At 43.3% G+C, this 20,325-nt stretch carries 16 protein-coding genes; 12 read left to right on the top strand and 4 right to left on the bottom strand.

Annotated elements, in window-relative coordinates:
• Positions 1–228 precede the first annotated feature (228 nt).
• From G6053_RS07505 to G6053_RS07490, 4 genes are all read left to right on the top strand, one after another.
• Entirely contained in the window at positions 229–1,533 is a 1,305-nt protein-coding gene (locus tag G6053_RS07505) for an MFS transporter (protein ID WP_108632680.1), read from the top strand.
• A gap of 18 nt (positions 1,534–1,551) precedes the next feature.
• A complete protein-coding gene (locus G6053_RS07500; RefSeq protein WP_165306016.1) occupies positions 1,552–5,073 on the top strand; it encodes a nitrate reductase in 3,522 nt (1,173 codons plus the stop codon).
• Positions 5,074–5,077: 4 nt separating this feature from the next.
• Positions 5,078–6,532, top strand: a complete 1,455-nt coding sequence (locus G6053_RS07495) for a rubredoxin (RefSeq protein ID WP_165306015.1) — start codon at positions 5,078–5,080, stop codon at positions 6,530–6,532.
• A gap of 256 nt (positions 6,533–6,788) precedes the next feature.
• On the top strand, positions 6,789–7,472 hold the full coding sequence (locus G6053_RS07490) for an NTP transferase domain-containing protein (RefSeq protein ID WP_206531884.1): 684 nt from the start codon (positions 6,789–6,791) through the stop codon (positions 7,470–7,472).
• A 171-nt stretch (positions 7,473–7,643) separates the two neighbouring features.
• Here G6053_RS07490 and G6053_RS07485 read toward each other — a convergent pair whose 3' ends face one another.
• The 3 genes from G6053_RS07485 to G6053_RS07475 are packed head-to-tail and all read right to left on the bottom strand — an operon-like array spanning position 7,644 to position 10,808.
• Positions 7,644–7,994, bottom strand: a complete 351-nt coding sequence (locus tag G6053_RS07485; RefSeq protein WP_108632684.1) for a hypothetical protein — start codon at positions 7,992–7,994, stop codon at positions 7,644–7,646.
• 27 nt (positions 7,995–8,021) lie between these two features.
• Positions 8,022–10,313, bottom strand: coding sequence for a molybdopterin cofactor-binding domain-containing protein (locus G6053_RS07480; RefSeq protein ID WP_165306014.1), 2,292 nt, complete (start codon positions 10,311–10,313; stop codon positions 8,022–8,024).
• Between the two features lie 24 nt (positions 10,314–10,337).
• Positions 10,338–10,808 carry a (2Fe-2S)-binding protein gene (locus G6053_RS07475; RefSeq protein WP_108632686.1) on the bottom strand — a complete coding sequence of 157 codons (471 nt, stop codon included), beginning with the start codon at positions 10,806–10,808 and terminating at the stop codon, positions 10,338–10,340.
• 270 nt (positions 10,809–11,078) lie between these two features.
• Between G6053_RS07475 and G6053_RS07470 the strand changes: the two genes are divergently transcribed.
• From G6053_RS07470 to moaCB, 8 genes are all read left to right on the top strand, one after another.
• Positions 11,079–12,209, top strand: a complete 1,131-nt coding sequence (locus G6053_RS07470) for an XdhC/CoxI family protein (RefSeq protein WP_165306013.1) — start codon at positions 11,079–11,081, stop codon at positions 12,207–12,209.
• Positions 12,210–12,214: 5 nt separating this feature from the next.
• Positions 12,215–13,195, top strand: a complete 981-nt coding sequence (gene moaA / locus G6053_RS07465; RefSeq protein ID WP_165306012.1) for a GTP 3',8-cyclase MoaA — start codon at positions 12,215–12,217, stop codon at positions 13,193–13,195.
• Positions 13,192–14,961, top strand: a complete 1,770-nt coding sequence (gene glp, locus G6053_RS07460) for a gephyrin-like molybdotransferase Glp (RefSeq protein WP_241254944.1) — start codon at positions 13,192–13,194, stop codon at positions 14,959–14,961. Before moaA ends, glp begins: the two co-directional genes overlap by 4 nt.
• A 7-nt stretch (positions 14,962–14,968) precedes the next feature.
• Positions 14,969–15,703: a sulfite exporter TauE/SafE family protein gene (locus tag G6053_RS07455; RefSeq protein WP_165306011.1), complete on the top strand. Its 735-nt coding sequence runs from the start codon at positions 14,969–14,971 to the stop codon at positions 15,701–15,703.
• A gap of 132 nt (positions 15,704–15,835) precedes the next feature.
• Positions 15,836–16,063 (top strand): MoaD/ThiS family protein, encoded by a 228-nt coding sequence (locus tag G6053_RS07450; RefSeq protein ID WP_108632691.1) that lies wholly within the window; start codon positions 15,836–15,838, stop codon positions 16,061–16,063.
• Between the two features lie 3 nt (positions 16,064–16,066).
• Positions 16,067–17,173, top strand: coding sequence for a HesA/MoeB/ThiF family protein (locus G6053_RS07445; protein WP_165306010.1), 1,107 nt, complete (start codon positions 16,067–16,069; stop codon positions 17,171–17,173).
• Positions 17,166–17,606 carry a molybdenum cofactor biosynthesis protein MoaE gene (locus G6053_RS07440; protein ID WP_108632693.1) on the top strand — a complete coding sequence of 147 codons (441 nt, stop codon included), beginning with the start codon at positions 17,166–17,168 and terminating at the stop codon, positions 17,604–17,606. Before G6053_RS07445 ends, G6053_RS07440 begins: the two co-directional genes overlap by 8 nt.
• Before the next feature lies 1 nt (position 17,607).
• Positions 17,608–18,516: a bifunctional molybdenum cofactor biosynthesis protein MoaC/MoaB gene (gene moaCB / locus G6053_RS07435; protein WP_165306009.1), complete on the top strand. Its 909-nt coding sequence runs from the start codon at positions 17,608–17,610 to the stop codon at positions 18,514–18,516.
• Here moaCB and G6053_RS07430 read toward each other — a convergent pair.
• On the bottom strand, positions 18,513–19,655 hold the full coding sequence (locus G6053_RS07430) for a cysteine desulfurase family protein (protein WP_165306008.1): 1,143 nt from the start codon (positions 19,653–19,655) through the stop codon (positions 18,513–18,515). The two genes, moaCB and G6053_RS07430, sit on opposite strands and share 4 nt — an antisense overlap.
• Positions 19,656–20,325: the final 670 nt, after the last annotated feature.

The raw sequence follows: 20,325 nt of genomic DNA, 5'->3' as shown, positions 1-20,325 counted from the left end.
AATAATATGATAAAAATCATAAAAACTCTTTTTATTAATGATTTTTTAAAAATTAAAGCTACTTATTATATATAAAAAAGAATAAAACGTGTTTTTTCTCATAAAATAAGATTAAAAACATTTTTATGAGATCTATTTCAACAAAAATTGACTCTAAAAAATAAAAAAACAATCAACATGAAAATTTAGATAATTATTTCAATCATCAACCCATAAACTTATTAAATCATGAACCTACAAGATCAACCTCTTAACAAGCTCCGTATCTTTTCTTTTAAGGGGGTACAGATGCGTACCTTTCACATCACATGGATCACCTTTTTCTTTTGTTTCTTTGGCTGGTTTGGCGTTGCCCCGCTTATGCCACTGGTGCGAGAGGAACTCGGATTAACTAAAAATGAAATCGGAAATATCATTATTGCATCTGTTTCAGCAACCATTATCGCGCGATTATTTGTCGGGAAGATGTGCGATACACTGGGGCCACGAATTTCATACACCATCCTCTTAGTTGCAGGCTCCATCCCTGTTTTACTTATCGGATTAAGCAATAGTTACGAGTCATTTTTGTTATTCCGTTTTTTCATCGGTATTATCGGCGCATCTTTTGTGATCACGCAATTTCACACGTCAATGATGTTTGCGCCCAACATTATTGGCACGGCAAATGCCGTAACCGGAGGCTGGGGTAATCTTGGCGGTGGGGTCACCAACCTAGTGATGCCGCTTATTGCCGCCGCGTTCGTTGGCATGGGCTTCGTTAGTCAATCTGATTCTTGGCGGATCGCCATGGTTGTTCCGGGTGCTATCCTACTCATTATGGCATATATCTATTATAAATACACTCAAGACACACCACAAGGTAATTTCAACAAACTGTCCGCAGGTCAGGCAACAAACAAAAAGAAAAATGGTTCTTTTTTGCTCGCATTAAAGGACTATCGCGTTTGGATCCTCACACTCGCCTATGCAGCTTGTTTTGGAATAGAGATCACCGTAGACAACGTCGCTGCTACATTCTTCATGGATCGTTTTGATACAGGAATTATCCTGGCCGGAGCTCTGGCCAGTATCTTCGGCGGCATGAACCTTTTCGCCCGTGCACTTGGCGGAATTGTAAGTGATAAAGTAGGGCGAAGTTACGGTATTAAAGGCAAAGGCTTGATTTTGGGCATACTGTTGCTTCTGGAAGGAATTGGCATCAGCCTGTTCGCCACTTCCAATACCTTACTTCTTGCGATAATTACGATGTTGCTCTTTGCGCTCTTCCTTAAGATGGCGAACGGCTGTACGTATGGCATCGTTCCATTCATTAACAAGGATAACATTGGCAGTGTGAGTGGAATCGTCGGTGCCGGAGGGAATATAGGAGCCATGTTAGTCGGATTTCTTTTCAAATCTGAAACGCTCAGTTATGCTGATGCCTTTCAGTACATTGGTATTGGTGTTTTTGTTATAGGTTTCACTGTCCTCTTCGTGCGCTTTCATCCCCGAACTGAAACTGTTGTTCAGAATGTATCATTAGAAGTGTAAAATTAGCATCCTTTCACTATGAATAAAGAGTCGAACAGTGTGTATAAAAGTACCTGCTGCTACTGTGGTGTGGGTTGCGGGGTGAAGATATCGGTCGAGAAAAACCAGCTGATTTCAGTTACCGGTGATACCGAACATCCTGTCAATCAAGGCAAATTATGTAGTAAAGGCATGAACTTGCAATATACAGTCAACGATCGTTCAGACAGACTCCTCTATCCGCAGATGCGCCATCACAGATCCAGTCCGCTTCAACGTGTTTCATGGGATGAGGCGTTGGATCGTGCTGAAGCCGTCTTTCGTACATTGATTGCAAAATATGGTCCTGACGCAGTGGCATTTTATGCTTCCGGACAATGCCTTACGGAGGAGTATTATATCCTCAACAAACTGGTCAAGGGATTTATTGGCACCAATAATATCGATACCAACTCTCGTCTTTGTATGAGCAGTGCTGTTGCTGCTTACAAAAAATCGCTGGGAGAAGATAGCGTGCCGATATGTTACGATGATATCGAGCTTGCTGATTGCTTTCTAGTCGCAGGAGCCAATCCCGCCTGGTGCCATCCGATCCTTTGGCGACGTATTGAGGCGCACAAGGCTAAAAATCCAGAAACCAAAATTATCGTTGTAGACCCTCGTATTACGGATACCTGTGCATTGGCTGATCTGCATTTACAGATTAATCCGGGAACGGACATTGTGCTCAATTATGCGCTAGGAAGATTGCTTATAGAACAGGGAGATATAGACCTTGATTTTATAAACGATCATACCGAAGGGTATGAAGCGTACAAAGAGCGGGTGTTCGAACGCTCTTTATTGGAATCTGCTATAATATGCGGTGTCCCAGCGGAGGACATTGAACGTGCAGCCAGCTATATTGGCGAATCTAAAGGCTTTTTGAGTTTGTGGACAATGGGACTGAATCAGAGTGTGGTAGGCGTTAACAAAAACCTGAGCCTAATTGACCTCAACCTGATCACAGGGAAAATCGGAAAACCAGGAAGCGGCCCTTTTTCACTAACCGGGCAGCCCAATGCCATGGGTGGCAGAGAAGTTGGCGGACTGGCCAATCTCCTGCCCGCTCACCGTGATATGGATAATAAAAAACATCGCGATGAACTTCAACAGTTCTGGTCGGGAACTATTGTGAGCGGCAAACCGGGGCTAACAGCTACTGAAATGTTCGAAGCATTAGCCGATGGACGATTGAAAGCAATTTGGATTCTTTGCACCAATCCCCTCACCAGCCTTCCCAACGCACGGCTTGTGGAAAAAGCATTGCAAATGGCTAAATTCGTCATCGTTCAGGAGATATCCAATAAGGCCCAGACCCTGGACTTTGCGGATATTATTCTTCCCGCTGCTGGATGGGCTGAAAAAGAAGGTACAATGACGAATTCAGAACGCAGGATCAGTCACCTGCACAAGGCTATCCCTCCCCCGGGCGAAGCTCTTCCGGATGCAGAAATCTTTTCACGATTTGCACAGAAAATGGGTTTTAAAGGATTTTCATATCCTACACCTGAGGATATCTATAAAGAACATGCCCAGTTAACCTCCGGGACAAGTATTGACATTTCTGGCTTAGATTATACACTTATTGACAGCCTGAAAACCGTACAATGGCCTTTTGATTTGAAAAAGAAACAAGGAACAACACGTCTTTTTCAAGATAAAAAATTCCTTACACCGAGCGGTCGTGCACAATTACATAGCCCTCCTGATCAGCATCACAGCGAACTGCCGGATCAAAATTTTCCATTTATCTTGACAACAGGACGGGTCCGTGACCAATGGCATACAATGTCGAAAACAGGTAAGGTAAGTAAGCTTAATCAGCATATTCAGGCTGCATTTTTGGAAATTCACCCAAACGATGCAGCAACGCTGAACCTGGCTGACGGACAATTGGCAAATGTTTATTCCATACGAGGAGAAGTTCGTGTCAGGACACGGGTTAGTAAGACGATTAAGCCCGGAGTGGTTTTTCTGCCCATGCATTGGGGCAAGCTATTGGGATCTGATCTTCATAGAGCCAATAACCTGACCAACGATTTAGTGGATCCTATTTCCAAGGAGCCCGACTTTAAATTTTGTGCTGTACGTGTTGAAGCCCATGTGAAGAAGAAAGAACGTATTGTTATTATTGGTGCTGGTGCTGGAGCACATGGCTTTGTTCGCTCCTTTCGGGAGTTAAACAAGACCGATGAAATTGTCATTTTTAGCAATGAAGATCTACCCTTCTACAATCGTGTTATGTTGCCACATTATGTGAGCGGAGAGCTTCAATGGGAGCAATTGGTCAAGATGAAAGATGCCGAGGAGCCCTTACTGGATATACAACATATACGTGGTGTGCAGGTTAACACGATTGACCGAGACAATAAGTGCGTCTGGGATTCCCGGGGAATCAAAACACAGTATGATGTCTTGATTCTTGCGACAGGCAGTCGTCCCAGTCTACCAAAGCATGTACCGCAATTGCCCGGTATTTTTACAATGCGCCGTCGTACGGATGCCGATCTTTTGAAACGGTACCTTCCCGAACAGGCACATGTCGTTATTGTGGGAGGAGGTCTATTGGGGCTTGAAATGGCAGCTTCACTCCGCGAGAATGGAACCAAAATCACCATTGTGCAACGCGTTTCGCGTTTTCTGAACCGGCAACTTGATTCTCTGGGAAGCCAATTGCTTCATGAACAAATGGTAGATCTCGGTTGTGATATATTCTACAATGATGAAGTTCAGCTATACTGTGGCCGCAATAAGCTGACAAAGATCGAATTAAAAAGCGGGCGACAGATAAAATGCGATGCTGTTATCCTGGCAATTGGCACTACTCCCAATATTGAGTTGGCTAAAGAGGCTAATCTCATATGCCAGCGCGGCGTGGTTGTGGATCATCATATGCAAACCAGCGACCCCACAATCTATGCTATTGGTGAGATTGCCGAATTTGAAGGAACACTCTATGGTATTACTGCAGCGGCCGAAGAACAGGCAGCTATTGTAGCGCATTACCATCAAGGTGATATCAGCAGTCATTACAAGGGAAGCCTATTTATGAATATTATCAAAATACAAGGTTTTGACCTCTGTAGCATTGGTTTGACGGAAGCACCAAATGAAGACTATGAAGAGATTATCTTTATCGACAAGGCTAAACGTTATTATAAAAAATGTATTATCTATCAGGATAGACTTGTCGGTGCCATTTTAATTGGAGACAAAAATGAATTTCTAGAATTTAAAAACCTGATAGCAAACAAGATTGAATTAAGCGAGAAACGTCTGCAGTTGCTACGAAGTGGTGCCGCAAAAGAAGATGTCATTGGCCGTTTGGTATGTTCATGCAGTCAGGTTGGAGAAGGAAACCTACAGCGACGTATGAGCGATGGATGTATCGATCTCCAGGAATTATGTACATTAACTGGAGCCGGGACGGGTTGTGGATCTTGTAAACCCGAGGTTAAGCGCATTCTGGAAAACTATAGAATAGAAAAGGATCAGGAGGTAAAATCCTATGCAAAGTAAAACAATGAAAAACGAACAGTTCGTTAAGATTAACCTCTCGGGTGGTGCAATCTCCCCAGGAGAACTTACCAACCTATTGATCCCTCTGGAAGAAGCGGGTATAACGGAGGTTAAATTCGGTAGTAGGCAGCAAATGTATTTTAGGATAAATGATGTACAACTCGAAGAATTGGAGTACACATTGCTCAATCAGGAGTTTGCTTATGAAATTTGTCAGGAGGTATATCCAAATATTGTGAGTTCTTATGTCTCAGACGGGCTTTTCAATCAGAGTTCGTGGATACGTGAAGGGGTATATAAGGATGTGCTGGATAGTTTTGATTTCAACCCGAGGTTAAAAGTGAATATTGTGGATTCTACTCAATCTCTTGTACCCTACTATACTGGAAATCTAAATTTCATCACTTCCGAACTTAGTAATTATTGGCATCTGCAGCTTCGATTTCCAAAAAGCACATTATTTCATTCCTGGTCAACTTTAGTAAATACTGACGATATTGCTGGACTCAGTCAGTTTTTGGAACCGATGATGATTGAAACAATGATTACAACAGCAAATGAAGGACAACAACTTGGTCAAAAATTGGAGGGATTGGCCGCTGCCTCAGGAAAATTTCTTTTTCAGCCCATTGGGCAACCCTTTCCGGAAACCGCATTCAAACTCCCTTATTATGAAGGATTTAATGCTTATCAAGATAGGCTTTGGCTGGGGGTATATCGGCGCTCTGAAACTTTCCCAATCACTTTTCTACGCGATATATGCACCCTCTGTATGCAACACAGGATTGGCCAACTCTATACTACACCATGGAAGTCGATCATTATCAAAGATATTCAAATCAGTACAAGACCATCCTGGGATGTTGTATTGGATCGACATCGGATTAACTTGCGTCATGCCCTCAATGAGCTCAATTGGATGACGGAAGATTTCGATCCCACAGCATTAGCCCTTAAGCAGGAATTGGTACACCATCTGAACTGGTTGGACATTCGTACTTACAAACTGTGTTTTGGAATTAAAATGCATCCCAAGAGCGGGATTTGGGGCTCTGTAATTTTGCGTTTCATTGACTCCAGCGATAATAAATCCTGGTTCCAAGTTGAACATACGCACGATTTTAACCCCAATTCAAGAGACTTTGTCACTTACCGTAAACGTGTGGAGCGCGGAGAGCTCACGGGTGTAATTTTGGCGCTTTGTGAAGATTTCTACCAGCTTCAAAGTCGAGAAGCAGTTCGTGAATTTTCTAATATCCCTATTCCGGCTACCACGGAAAAATCTGATCTAATCAGTATTACCTATCAATGCCCAGCCTGTCAGACAATCTACGACCCCATTTGGGGGGACAGTACACAGGATATCGCCCCAGGGACCTCATTTGAAGATCTGCCTGCGACATATTGCTGTAGTATTTGTGAAAACGAAAAGTTAACTTTCAGCAAATTGATAAAATAGTACTGATTGGACTTTCCGCTTTGACATATTTTCTTCCAGATATTGTTTGAGAAAAGGTTGCCGATTCTCTGTGGAAACATCGCGTGTAAATGGTCATCCTCGTCCAGTAAAGGCACATTGTCTTCCTGACGACCGTTTACACATCGCCGATCAATCGATACACCGTAAACTTTAGAAGATGATGCTACGGATTTCACGCCATCAAGTTTAACAAAATCATTAAGCGCCTCGTTGATGGAAGCGTTTCAAATTTGCGGTGAAAATATGTAACTTCAATAAGATTGATCCATTAAAAACAGTAATGATAGTTCCTAATGATAATAGAGCATATCCTTTAAATGGCCTGGTGCTTATCGGCGGCAGAAGTCGACGTATGGGGAGTCCAAAAGAAAAGATCAATTGGCACGGTAAAGAACAAGTGTATTATTTAGCTGATTTATTACAGAATTATTGTAAAGACGTATACATTTCTTGTCGTCCAGAACAGTTAGATGAAATAGACTACGGTAAAAAGACGGCGTCAAACTACGCATGGCTTTCCGATCGTTATAAAGATATAGGTCCTATGGGCGGTATTTTGACCGCTCTTGAATTTCAGTCAGACCAAGCATGGCTTGTCGTCGCTTGTGATTTACCCCTATTGGGGCCAGAAGCAGTCGATTACTTAGTCCAAAAACGTGATCCTCGAAGGATTGCCACTGCATTTACAAGGTCAAAGGACAATTTGCCCGAGCCATTGTTTGCAATTTGGGAACCCGATAGTTTGCCCCTAATCCAGCAAATGTTTGCGCAAAATAGATTATCTCCGCGCCGGGTTCTGATAGAACATCATGCATTGTGCGTTCAAGCGCCCGATCTGCAAATACTTACCAACGTAAATACACCTGCTGAAGCCAAAATTGCAGCGGCAATGATAACCAACAAAGGTCAAAGCCGCTGAAGTGCATCACAGTGAAGCATTTCGTCTACCTTTTTGTATACCTCAGGATTGTGTTTTTTTAATTTTGATCTTCACATATTTAGACGCCGGCATATTGCTTTCTTTTACTACATTGTTGATCGAAACAAATCCATTCGTCTCCGGAAATACGTCACTGTATTTCCGATATGCTCAGCATTTGAGATTTGGATTCGGAAAGTTGTCACTCTGATCCTCCATGGTATTGTCGAGGCAAGCAAAATCCTTTTCGACGAGTATTTTAACTGGTCCTGACTGACCTTCGAAACCTATTCTTTCTGTGTCCACCAATTCCTTTATCATATTGGTAGGTAATCCGATCACAATTTCATTTTCAACAAAAGAGGCAATGATTTGTGCAGTATCCGTTTGCACAATACGATATACAAAGGGCTGGTTGATAAATTCAGTTCGACAGTCAACCTCCCCAACATTGCCCAGTTTATTGATTTCAGACATGGTCAATCGCAGTCTAACGGAATTATCTTTAATCCTTATTTTCATTTTTATATTTTTTGTTCAAATTCTTTTTTAACTACTTAGATCAATTGGCAAGGTGTAGATCCGCTTCCCTGTTGCAGCATAAATCGCATTACAGAGTGCAGGTGTAAATGGCGGTACTGGAGGCTCTCCTACTCCGGTCGGTTTTGCGTCGCTATCGATAATATCCACATGGATCTGTTTCGGGGAATCAGGCATTCGAATGATCTGATAACCGTCAAAATTACCCTGCTCTACCTGACCATCTTTTACCGTGATCGTGCTTTTGAGTGCCAGACTTGCCGAAAATTGTGCACCACCTTCAAATTGAGATTTGATACGGTCTACATTGACAGCCAGCCCACAGTCGACCACATAGTAAACATTGGGAATACTGATTTTCTTGTTCTGATCCACATTTACCTCCACCACGCAGGCAACGTAAGTTAAGAAGCTTTTATGTGCAGCAAAGCCCAGTGCACTCCCTGCTGGCATGGATTTCCCCCACCCGGAAAGCTTGGCTACCCGCTCGATCACCTTTTTCATGCGTGCTGTATCCCAAGGGTAATCTTCGATCTTCTCTCCATAATTGGGATAGCTTGTCTTGATCAGTTCCTGCTCAAAGGTAATGTGGCGGTCTTCACCGAGTAGCTCCAGGGCATTCGAAACAGCATCAATACCTCTTGCTTCAGCAATTTCGTCGAGCATTGTCGCAGCGGCAAAAACCTGTGGAATATTGCGCACAGACCTCAACCAGCCAATCCGCAGATGGGCTTTCGCATCATGCGTAGCAATATTGATCGCTGGAACATTGTAAGGGAAATCCGAGGCTCCCAACATTAATTCGCCATCACTGGGTTGTACCACCGATAAATCCTCTGTTGCAGAGATAGATGGATTGGCAATATGATGGGCCCAGCCGCTCAATTTATTTTGGTTGTCGATAGTAGCGACAATACGCTGTACGCTCATGGCATGGTAGTAGTCATGACGGATATCATCCTCACGCGTCCACTGCACCTTGATCGGTAGACCAGATTCTTTGGCTAATATTGCTGCCTCCAAGATAAAATCAGGCTTTGACTTTCTACCAAAACCGCCGCCCAAGAGGGTTACGTTCATTTTCACCTTGTCCACTGCGATCCCCAGTTCGGTGGCTACCGCATCCCGTGCTCCCTGCGGATTTTGTGTACAGGCCCACACTTCGCAGCTTCCGTTTTTCACGACAGCCAAAGCACAAGGCGGTTCAATGGTGGCATGCGCCAGGTAAGATGCGATGTAAGTGTGTTCAATAATTTTTTTTGCATTCGCTTTTGCGGCATTGAAATCGCCACGCTTACGTCGGAGCGTTCCCTCCTGTGCCACCACCTGCTTAAGTTCTTCGATTTGCCTAGCTGAATCGTAGCCGGCATTGGGTCCCATTTCCCATTCTACCTCCAGCAAGTCGCGGGCTTTTATGGCGGCCCAGGTATTTTCAGCGATGATAGCTACCCCACTCAATGGCTTGGATAAGGTGGCTGGCAGTCCGGCACCTTTGATCGTAATCACCTTGAGAACGCCAGGGACAGCCAGGGCTTTACTGTCGTTTACGGCTTTTACTTTTCCTCCCACCACCGGGCAACGCTTAATGACCGCAATTTTCATCCCTTCGACAACAGCATCAATTCCAAACACAGCTTTCCCAGTTACAATATTGTGTAGATCAATGATCGGTGTTTCTTTGCCGATCATATTGAATTGCTGTCTGTCTTTTAGTTTAACTTCGCTAGCTTTCGGAATAGGAAGGGTTTTTGCAGTTTCCACCAGGTCTCCAAAATCTTTTTTCTTGCCGGATTCCCGTTGGATGACCTGTCCATTCTTGGTGTCCAATTGGTCTACGCCAACGTTCCATTCTTTGGCTGCAGCACGAATAAGGAGTAATCGCGCTATAGCACCGGCTTCCCGCATAGGTTTATAGAACATCCGTACTGAAAAGGAACCGTCCGTGTTTTGGTTACCATATTTTTTTTCATCACCTTCAGCCTGGATGATTTCCACCTTAGTCCAGTCGGCCCCCAATTCATCGGCAACAATTAGAGGAAGAGAGGTGCGGATACCTTGCCCCATCTCTGAACGATGTGCGACAATGGTGACTTTACCATCTGAACCAATCGTCAAATACACATTTGGAGCCACAGTGGCCACTTTTTTACCTTTGTCATCACAGCTAAAGAAGCTTACACCAAGAACCAAGCCACCAGTAAGCAAGCCGCTAGCTTTTAAAAAGTCGCGTCTAGAAACAGTAAAAATCTCCGAATTGACCTTGTCGGTTTTTCTTTTTTGAAAAGGAGCTAATATTTTCATCTTGTTTATATTTTTGATCAATACCTAACCGTTTGTAACTGGTGTACCGGCTGCTTCTAAAATGGCTGCTTTGATTCTATTATATGTGCCACAGCGACAGAGATTGCCCTGCATAGCTTGCTCGATCTCCGCTACCGAAGGTTTCGCATTTTTCTTCAAAAGAGCAGCTGCATTCATGATCTGTCCGGTCTGGCAATAGCCGCACTGAGGTACGACATATTTTTCCCATGCCTCCTGAACAGGGTGATCACCCTCCTCCGAGAGCCCTTCGATTGTTGTAATTTTGCCCTCGCCGATCGCAGAGACCGGAAATGAACAGGATCGGATTGCAGTATCGTTGAGATGTACGGTACAGGCACCACATAGCGCTTTCCCACAACCAAACTTGGTCCCTTTAAGACCAATGATATCACGGAGTACCCAAAGCAAGGGCATATCCTCAAGCACATCAATTTCGTGCTTTTTGCCATTTACTAAAATTGAATATTTTGCCATAATCGTTATTTTTTCTTGTTTATGTAAGCGATATTTATCGGTCCATATGGGATAAGCTCTCTCACTTATACACTAGCATTCAGTTCATTCAGTTATACAAAATCGTTACTTAAATTAATCAAATAATTATACATTTCACGGATGTTTTTACCATTATTACAGTTTTGGTGTTTTTTAACGCGTAATTCACTAAATTTGATAAACGGCATTGTATCATATCGCTGTTGATTTAATCATTATATCCGAGTTCAATGCCTTGCCCGTATTTGCATGAAAGAGATTAAAGACATTGTTTTAGCTGCAGGTGTAGCTGCTTCCGAAAATATCAGGATGGTGCTTGCCACTGTGGTTAAGGTTGAAGGTTCCTCCTATCGAAGACCCGGGGCCCGCATGCTGGTAACAGAAGACGGGCAAATGACGGGAGCGATCAGCGGCGGATGTCTGGAAGGAGATGCCCTAAAAAAGGCTCTCTTAACTATCCATCAACAGAAAAATCGACTGGTGAGTTATGATACGAATACTGAGGAAGGTTCGTCAATCGGATTACAACTTGGATGCAACGGAATAGTTCATATTCTTTTCGAATATGTAGACCTTCAACGAACGGATCATCCAATCGCGTTACTGCAGCACTTGCTCCAACAGCGTGAAGAAAGCTTGTTAATTACGTTCTTTTCTACAGACAGACAGGGAGAGCAAAAAGGAACCCGTTTACTTATTAAAGATTTGACGGAGCAGGTTTTTGCCGTAGATTCTCACTATTCGGCACTGCATGCACATATTCAATTCGCAAAAAAAGAACGGAAATCGGTCCTCACTTCCTTTCAGGAGAAAGGGGAAAGCAGCGAAGTGCTCATTGAATACCTCGTTCCTACCGTGCACTTGGTTATTGCCGGTGCTGGTAATGATGCACAACCTCTCGTGGAGATGGCGCATGTGCTCGGCTGGGAAATTACGGTGATCGATGGACGTGCCAGCCATGTCAATGCCTCGCGCTTCCCAAAAGCCGCTCAGCTTCTTGTATCTCCGGCACGTGAGATCGCGACCAATCTAAGCATAGACCCATGGACTGTTTTTGTGTTAATGACACATAACTATGCTTACGATCTCACACTCCTTAAAGATTTGATGCACACGTCGACACGTTACATTGGCTCATTGGGCCCGAAGATCAAATTACTACGTATGTTCGACGATATGCAAGAGGCCGGTATAACCATTACTGAAAGTCAACGAAGCATTATCTACGGCCCAGTAGGACTCGATATCGGTGCCGAAACTTCCGAAGAGATCGCCATAGCAATCGTTGCAGAGATTAAAGCTGTGCTGAACAGTAGGCCAGCAACTTCATTAAAGTTCCTCAAAACGAAAATACATACTGAATACCCTACAATAATTTAGAGATCATGCTAACGGATACATTTGGACGGATACACAACTACCTGAGAATATCGCTTACCGATAATTGCAACCTCCGTTGTTTCTATTGCATGCCGGAGGAAGAGTACAGCTTTACACCGAATGACAAATTGATGCAGGTGGATGAAATTGAGCAATTAGCTCGATTGTTTGTCGATCAAGGAATCAGCAAAATACGCCTAACAGGGGGGGAACCATTGGTCCGCAAGGATGCAGCCAATATTATAGCCTGTCTGTCCAAACTTCCGGTTGAACTCCATATGACCACCAACGGAATCCGTATCAACGACATGTTGTCTCAGATTGTAGACGCAAAATTCAAAAGCATCAATATCAGTCTGGACACCTTGCAACCCGGAAGATTTTTTCAGATCACCCGAAGAGATTATTTTGACCGTGTGCGTGCCAATATAGACCTTTTGCTTGAACATGGAATCCATACCAAGATCAATATGGTGGTCATGAAAGGCGTTAATGACGATGAGATTTTAGATTTTGTTGCATGGACAGTGATGAAGCCAATAGAAATCCGTTTTATCGAGTTTATGCCATTCAGTGGTAACAAATGGACCAGCAACCAAGTATATACACAGGCCGACATTTTAGCGACTATCAAGCGGAGCTATCCCATAGAACCGATCACTGCAGGTCCACACGATACCGCTAAAGCATTTTCGATTGTAGGACATGCTGGGCGTATTGCTATTATAAGTACAATGACCGCCCCTTTTTGTGCAGGATGTAACCGGATACGGCTTACAGCGGACGGGAAACTTAAAAATTGCCTATTCTCTTCAAGTGAAACCGATCTATTGAAAGCATTACGGACCGGCGAAGAAGTGCTTCCATTGATCCGAGCTACGATTAGCGCCAAAGCAAAAGAATTGGGGGGACAATTATCAACAGATTTTGAACATATTGACACCGATTTTCTCAAGAATCGAAGTATGATAACCATTGGCGGATGACAAAGCAAACAGGTATAGTGATATTGGCGGCCGGAAATTCTTCGCGGCTCGGCCTACCTAAGCAACTGCTCGAATTTGAGGGTGAGACTTTATTGAAACGTATCAGCAGGGAGGCTCTTGCAATACCCGATGTTAAGGTATCTGTCGTGATAGGTGCTTATCCTGACCCAATCAATATGGCATTGAAGGATAGTAATGTCTCTGTGGCAATCAATCCGCATTGGACAACAGGTATGTCTACCTCTATTGTTGTGGGCTTAAGCGATCTACTAAAACATCATCCCAATCTGGACCGTTGTATAATCAGTCTATGTGATCAACCTTTTGTTGACCGCCATGTCTTTCAGCAACTTATTCAATTGGCAAATAGTACTGATAAAGGTATTGTAGCAACCGGTTTTTCCGGAATATGGGGAGCCCCGGTACTTTTTGACAAAAAATACTTTGAACATCTGATGCGCCTGGAGGGACAACAGGGAGCTAAAAAAGTCGCCGAACAATTTTCCGACGATCGGGTCATATTCTCTTATGAGGCCGCAAAGTATGATATCGATACGCAAGAAGATTATTTCAATCTACCTCATCAGTTTATCAGTGTTCAGCAGGCCAAAGATATTATCCATCATCATCTGCCTAATCCAAAACAAATACGGCTTCCCTTAGCGGAAGCGTTGGGCTACACGCTGGCCCAAACCGTTGTTGCCGAGCAGTCAATCCCTGCTTTTCCGCAGTCATCGATGGATGGTTACGCTATTCGATATAGCGACAAAGATCGTGGACTTCCTGTCGTAGACAAAATTCCCGCAGGTACCACGGTTGAAAAAATATTGACAGAGGGACAGGCGATGCGCATTTATACTGGAGCTCCGTTGCCTCGAGGAGCAGATACGGTGGTGATGCAGGAAAAAGTAGATTTGAGTGACGCAAATACAATCCGGATTAGCGATGAAACCCTCCAGTTGGGGGACAATGTACGCCCTACAGGGTCAGAAGTTCCGGCAGACAGTATCGCCATGCTCACAGGAACAGCATTGACCCCGGCGGCTATTGGCTATCTCGCAGGCATCGGATGCAGGGATGTTCTTGTTACTGCGCCACCGCGGATACAACTTATTTTAACCGGAGATGAACTGAAACCTATTGGTACAATACTTGGATATGGGGAAGTTTACGAGTCTAACTCCTATCAGCTAAAAGCCGCACTGCAGCAGCTAGGCATACTGCATGTCGAAAGTCGGCATGTACCGGATGACAGAAGCCAACTTCGGGCAGCTTTGGAGAATGCATTGGATGAAGCTGATATTGTTCTTTTAGTTGGCGGTGTCAGCGTAGGTGACTACGATTACGTGGTGGATGTGGCTAAGGACTGCGGTATTAAACAGCGTTTTCATCGTATCCGACAAAAACCGGGAAAACCCCTCTTTTTTGGCACACAAAATGAAAAGCTGGTGTTTGGGCTACCCGGCAATCCGTCCTCTGCCCTAACCTGTTTTTACCTCTACGTCGCTCCTGCATTAGAGCGTATCATGCAACTTCCGGAGCGAACACGTTCCATCAAAACCCATACAACACATGCTTATAGTAAAAAGCCCGGTTTAACTCATTTCCTTAAGGCACGATACGACGGACTTACTGTTGAACCTTTACACGCGCAAGAGTCTTATCGCCTCCAATCCTACGCACAGGCCAATTGCCTGCTGATTCTCGAGGAGGATAGCAATGGTTGTGCTGCTGGAGACGAAGTTTTTATCCATCTTTTAACGTAATCGCGCCATGCAATTTGAGCTTTTTTATTTTTTCCTTTTTATTCTGGCTTTTCTTTACGCATCAGTAGGGCACGGTGGTGCAAGTGGCTATTTAGCATTGATGGCAATCTATGGGATCGCACCGCAGGAGATGAAACCTACAGCACTGGTACTTAACCTCTTTGTTTCTTTAACATCCTTTATACAATATTACAGGGGTCATTATTTCAAACGAAATTTGTTTTTGATGGTAGCCATCACCTCTGTTCCCATGGCATTTATAGGCGGTATGATCACTTTAGAAGATCATTTGTACAAGAGGTTGCTGGGACTACTGCTACTCTTTCCGATTTTTCGTTTTTTCTTTTTCAGAAGTCCAGCCGAAGATGAGCTCAAACCGTACAACAGTTATGGTGCACTGGCAATTGGTGGCATTGTAGGACTACTTTCAGGCATGATTGGTATTGGCGGTGGAATTATCCTCTCCCCTTTTCTGATCCTGCTTAAATGGACAGATCAAAAACAAACTGCAGCTATCAGTGCTGCATTTATTTTCGTAAATTCATTGTCGGGACTTGGGGGTATGCTGACAAAAGGTGTATCGTTCAATGCCCATATGTGGGGGTATATTGCAGTTGCATTCCTTGGTGGCCTGTTAGGAGCCTATCTCGGATCGAAAAAACTAAAACAGGATGCTTTAAAATACGTACTTGCCACAGTACTGTTTGTTGCAGCCTATAAATTGCTATTTACCTCGGCTTAATAAATTTAAAAAACAATATGACTCTATTTCTCCGAATTGGATAAAATAAGCATAGATAACACGTCTTTTGATTGTGGGATGGGGCAAAGCTGAATGAAAGAGGTGAAAATTTGAAAAAAAATGAATTAAAATATGAAAGTTCAAGTAAAGACCTTTGGCTCCTTGACAGATATATTGGCAAAGGAGTTTTATATAACAGCCAACGATACGACAGAGTTATTGGCAACATTAACGCACGACCATGCTGAATTAGCACAGCGTAGCCTATTGATAGCCGTGAACAATACCATTGTTAAGACAGCAGTGACATTTCAAGAAAATGATATCGTTGCCTTAATGCCACCCTATTCAGGAGGATAAGCGATGCGAAATGAACGGTATTCGAGGCATTATATCCTCCCGGGTTTTGGTGAATTAGGCCAACAAAAGCTGCAAGCTGCCCGCGTACTCGTCGTTGGTGCCGGAGGACTAGGTTGCCCTGTACTCCAATATCTGGCAGCGGCAGGGGTTGGAACACTTGGTATCATAGACCATGATCATGTCGGATTGAGCAACCTGCACCGCCAGGTTCTGTATGATACCAACGACATCGGTCGAGCTAAAGCTGAGGTAGCGGCTAATAAGCTCAGGCAGCAGAATCCTGAAATTGAGATCCGCTATTGGGTAGAACAATTGTATTCAAATAATGTCGCCGACTTGATCCGTCCGTACGACCTGATCATGGATTGTACAGATAATTTTGCTGCGCGATATCTACTTTGCGATGCTTGCCGCTTATTAGATAAACCATTGATTTTTGCTGCAATCTACCAATATGAGGGACAAGTAGCTGTATTCAATGTGGCCGATAAAGAAGGAATCAAGACAGACTATCGGCATTTGTTTCCTACAGCTCCAACACCCTTGGAAGCTCCAGATTGTAATGTAGCAGGGGTATTGGGTGTATTGCCCGGTATGATCGGAATATTACAAGCAACCGAAGCCATCAAGTTGTTAACCGGTATTGGTGTCGCTTTGATTAATAAATTAATGACGGTCAATATGCTTGATAATAGCAGCTTTATCTTTGAAATACCCTTAACGGCATCCGCAGGAACTGTTTACCCACAAACTTTAGCTGAGTTGAGTACGTTTAATTATGAACAATACTGTGCATCGGAGAGCCAACTAATACAGGCGATAGATGCAAAAGAGTTCGTTGAAATGTGGTCTGCAGAAGATGTTGTCCTTGTCGATGTGCGCGATCCAAATGAACTTCCGCGCCTGTCACATCCACATCTATCCATTCCGCTTTCTACATTATCAGCACAAATCAAAAAAATAGATAGCACACGTGTTATTTTTATCTGTCATACCGGAAAACGGAGCCTGATAGCTGCCCGGTATTTTTATGAGCAGGCGGATGCCGGACAACAAATATTCCATTTGGACGGCGGCATGATTGCCTTAGAAAACTATACAAATGACTAAACAAAAAAACGACATATTTTTTCAAGGACCCATTCCGGCCACTTTGGTTGCTGAAGCTATCTCACAGCATCACAATAAACCTAAAATAGGTGCACATAGTATCTTTCTTGGACAGATTAGAGCAGATCAGATCGATGGAAAGGCTGTAAAATCCATCGATTACACGACAAATCGAGAACTGGCCCTGCTTAAAATGGCAGAGATTCGCGAAGCGGTATTTGATAAGTATCCATTAGCCTGTATGCATGTTTATCATAGTGAAGGTGAAGTACGGGTTGGCGAAATTTGCTTCTTTGTATTCACATCTTCAGCACATAGACGCGCAGCGATGGATGCTTGTGACGAACTTGTTGAACGTATAAAAAAGGAAATGCCCATCTGGGGGAAAGAACTATTTGAAGACGATACGCATCAATGGAAAATTAATAAATAATATGGTTGATATTACACATAAAAGTGCGACTTTAAGGAAAGCAACAGCAATGGCCACGGTACTTGTTTCTTCTGAAAATACCATCAAGCTTATTGAACAACGACAGGTTCCGAAAGGCGACATATTTGAATTTGCACGTGCCTCCGCATTACTCGCAATCAAGAAAACTGGCGATATGATTCCAGATTGTCACCCTTTACCAGTAGAATATGCAGCTATCCGGTATACCCTATTGGACTTGCAAATTCATATTGAGGTTGAAGTACATACGGTCTATAAGACTGGTGTTGAGGTTGAAGCCATGCACGGAGCATCTGTTGCAGCTCTTGTTATTTATGATATGCTAAAACCCATAGACAAACAGGTGGAGATTGGTGGTATCCGGTTACTTGAGAAACGAGGGGGGAAGAGCAATGATTCCCAACCTTGGATCACGGATCTTAAAGCTGCAGTCGTAGTTTGTAGCGATTCGGTAGCTCGAGGAGATAAAGAAGATATCTCAGGCAGGCTCCTTTGCGATCTTTTGGAGCAACAAGGCTTACACGATATTGCCTATGCGGTAATTGCTGACGAAAGGAATGCGATACAAGAACGTCTGGAACACTATGGGCAAGCCGGCATAGATCTTCTGGTCTTCACGGGTGGTACAGGACTCTCGGAGCGAGATATTACACCAGATGCTGTGATGCCATATATTACCAAAAATATTCCCGGAATTATGGAAACAGCAAGACAATACGGACAGCAGCGTGTTAAAACGGCTATGTTGTCCAGAGGTATTTCAGGATTTGTTGATCGCATGTTGGTGCTTACCCTGCCGGGGTCACCTAATGGTGTACGCGAAAGTGTAGGCGCATTATTTCCACAGGTGTTGCATGTCTTTCAAGTGAGAGCAAACGTTGGACATTAAGTCCTCAGCTTTTCGACAAGCTGTTTGACCCGCATAATGGTCTGGCTGATTTCCGCTTCACGCGTAAATCGGCCCAGACTAAATCGAATGGATGATAAGGCATCCAAATCTGACAGCCCCATAGCCTTGAGCACATGTGAGGGTCTTGAGGTCACCGCAGAACAGGCCGAACCACTGGATACCGAAATTGTACCCAATCGCGTAATCAGCTGGTCTGACAGTACACCTTTAAAGCAGATGTTTGTCGTGTTGAATAACCGATGGGACGTACTTCCATTTATGAATGTATCTGGAATAGTGAGGAGTTCGCTCTCGAAGTGATCTCGAAGCTGTTTTATATGGTGTTGATCTACTTCTAAGTCTTCCAGCGCAATTCGCAAAGCTGCAGCCATCCCAATGATGCCGGTGGTATTGACAGTGCCGCTACGCCAGCCTTGTTGTTGTCCGCCTCCATGGATTTGAGGTATCACCTGCTCTTTAACCCGACTGGCGGTATACAGCCCTCCTATCCCTTTCGGTCCGTAAAATTTGTGTGCTGAAAAAGCCATAAAATCCACATCTAGATGCTGAAGACTTATATTCATTTTCCCAACTGCCTGTGTTGCATCACATAAAACAAGTGCATGGCTTTGATGCGCTATTTCACAGATCTGTTTTATCGGTAAGATAATACCCGTTTCATTATTCACGAGCATGGTACAAATCAACAGCGTATCCTCGCGAATGCTTTCTTTAAGCAATCTGAGATCGAGCATACCTTGATGATCTACCTTTAGAAAGGAAACTTCAAATCCCAATCGCTCCATAAAAGTGCAGCTTTCCAAAACAGCTTTGTGCTCTGTGGAAATGCTGACAATATGTTTTTTTGGCGAAAATTGGAATCCCTTTAGGACCAAGTTAATTGATTCAGTCGCACCCGAAGTAAAAATGATATTTTGGGGCAGTGTACTCAGTCTATCAGCAATGTTTTCGCTCGCCTGGTCCATAGCATCCTGTATGGTTAAACTAAATAGATGCGAACCACTTGGATTAGCATATCCCGTCCTAAAAAATGGAAGCATCTCATTCAAAACACGCTCATCTACCGGGGTGGTCGCATTGTAGTCGAGATAGATAAAGTTTGAGTTTATATTGTCCATTTAATTATCCTATAGTATCTTTCTATCAAAAGTTTTTCGTTCTCATTTTCAACAGCTATTTTAGTTCGTTTTACCTTCAATAAAGGACTCAGGATAAAAAAAGTAAGCACAAACATAATCCCCTGAATGATAAATACTGGGCAAAGTAGATCTGCTTCGGCATAGCGGTATCCAAAACTTACAATAGTTACCGGCAATGTAAATACCAGACCAAAAAGAGACCATTCTCCGTAAAAGGGATCTTCAGGAAAGTGAATATACGGATAAAGTACCTAATCCTACATAGATCAAAGTAAAATTAATGTCAGCCTATCATATTGATAATCACCCTATCAAAATGATCGTTTTTTGTATATATTATCTACCTAAAAACAATATAACACATTTATATACAAAAACTTAAATAAAAAAAACTCCAGAATGGAATAGATTTTGGCATAGTGGATAGAAAAGAAACTAGAAATGAAAAAAGAAAATGTAAAATGGCGACAACGGAAAAAACCTCCCCAGTTTCCAAAATGGCTAAAATCATATCATCTTTTGTTTTTCGCATTTATAGTGGTGTTGATTTTCGGGGCAATTTTCAAACAGTTAAGTGAGGCATAATTTAATAACATGATGACAATAATTTTGGCGCTAGCGGGTTTAGCCCATTTCGGTCTATTTACAA

Origin of the sequence: Sphingobacterium sp. DR205, assembly GCF_011064245.1 — a bacterium.
GTDB classification, from domain to species: domain Bacteria; phylum Bacteroidota; class Bacteroidia; order Sphingobacteriales; family Sphingobacteriaceae; genus Sphingobacterium; species Sphingobacterium athyrii.
This window is presented reverse-complemented; position numbering and strand designations above follow the sequence as displayed.

What these genes read in the sequence shown, in the direction of transcription:
- G6053_RS07505 (WP_108632680.1), top strand. Translation starts at nt 229, where the DNA reads ATGAACCTACAAGATCAACCTCTTAACAAGCTCCGTATCTTTTCTTTT.
- G6053_RS07500 (WP_165306016.1), top strand. Translation starts at nt 1,552, where the DNA reads ATGAATAAAGAGTCGAACAGTGTGTATAAAAGTACCTGCTGCTACTGT.
- G6053_RS07495 (WP_165306015.1), top strand. Translation starts at nt 5,078, where the DNA reads ATGAAAAACGAACAGTTCGTTAAGATTAACCTCTCGGGTGGTGCAATC.
- G6053_RS07485 (WP_108632684.1), bottom strand. Translation starts at nt 7,994, where the DNA reads ATGAAAATAAGGATTAAAGATAATTCCGTTAGACTGCGATTGACCATG.
- G6053_RS07480 (WP_165306014.1), bottom strand. Translation starts at nt 10,313, where the DNA reads ATGAAAATATTAGCTCCTTTTCAAAAAAGAAAAACCGACAAGGTCAAT.
- G6053_RS07475 (WP_108632686.1), bottom strand. Translation starts at nt 10,808, where the DNA reads ATGGCAAAATATTCAATTTTAGTAAATGGCAAAAAGCACGAAATTGAT.
- G6053_RS07470 (WP_165306013.1), top strand. Translation starts at nt 11,079, where the DNA reads ATGAAAGAGATTAAAGACATTGTTTTAGCTGCAGGTGTAGCTGCTTCC.
- moaA (WP_165306012.1), top strand. Translation starts at nt 12,215, where the DNA reads ATGCTAACGGATACATTTGGACGGATACACAACTACCTGAGAATATCG.
- glp (WP_241254944.1), top strand. Translation starts at nt 13,192, where the DNA reads ATGACAAAGCAAACAGGTATAGTGATATTGGCGGCCGGAAATTCTTCG.
- G6053_RS07455 (WP_165306011.1), top strand. Translation starts at nt 14,969, where the DNA reads ATGCAATTTGAGCTTTTTTATTTTTTCCTTTTTATTCTGGCTTTTCTT.
- G6053_RS07450 (WP_108632691.1), top strand. Translation starts at nt 15,836, where the DNA reads ATGAAAGTTCAAGTAAAGACCTTTGGCTCCTTGACAGATATATTGGCA.
- G6053_RS07445 (WP_165306010.1), top strand. Translation starts at nt 16,067, where the DNA reads ATGCGAAATGAACGGTATTCGAGGCATTATATCCTCCCGGGTTTTGGT.
- G6053_RS07440 (WP_108632693.1), top strand. Translation starts at nt 17,166, where the DNA reads ATGACTAAACAAAAAAACGACATATTTTTTCAAGGACCCATTCCGGCC.
- moaCB (WP_165306009.1), top strand. Translation starts at nt 17,608, where the DNA reads ATGGTTGATATTACACATAAAAGTGCGACTTTAAGGAAAGCAACAGCA.
- G6053_RS07430 (WP_165306008.1), bottom strand. Translation starts at nt 19,655, where the DNA reads ATGGACAATATAAACTCAAACTTTATCTATCTCGACTACAATGCGACC.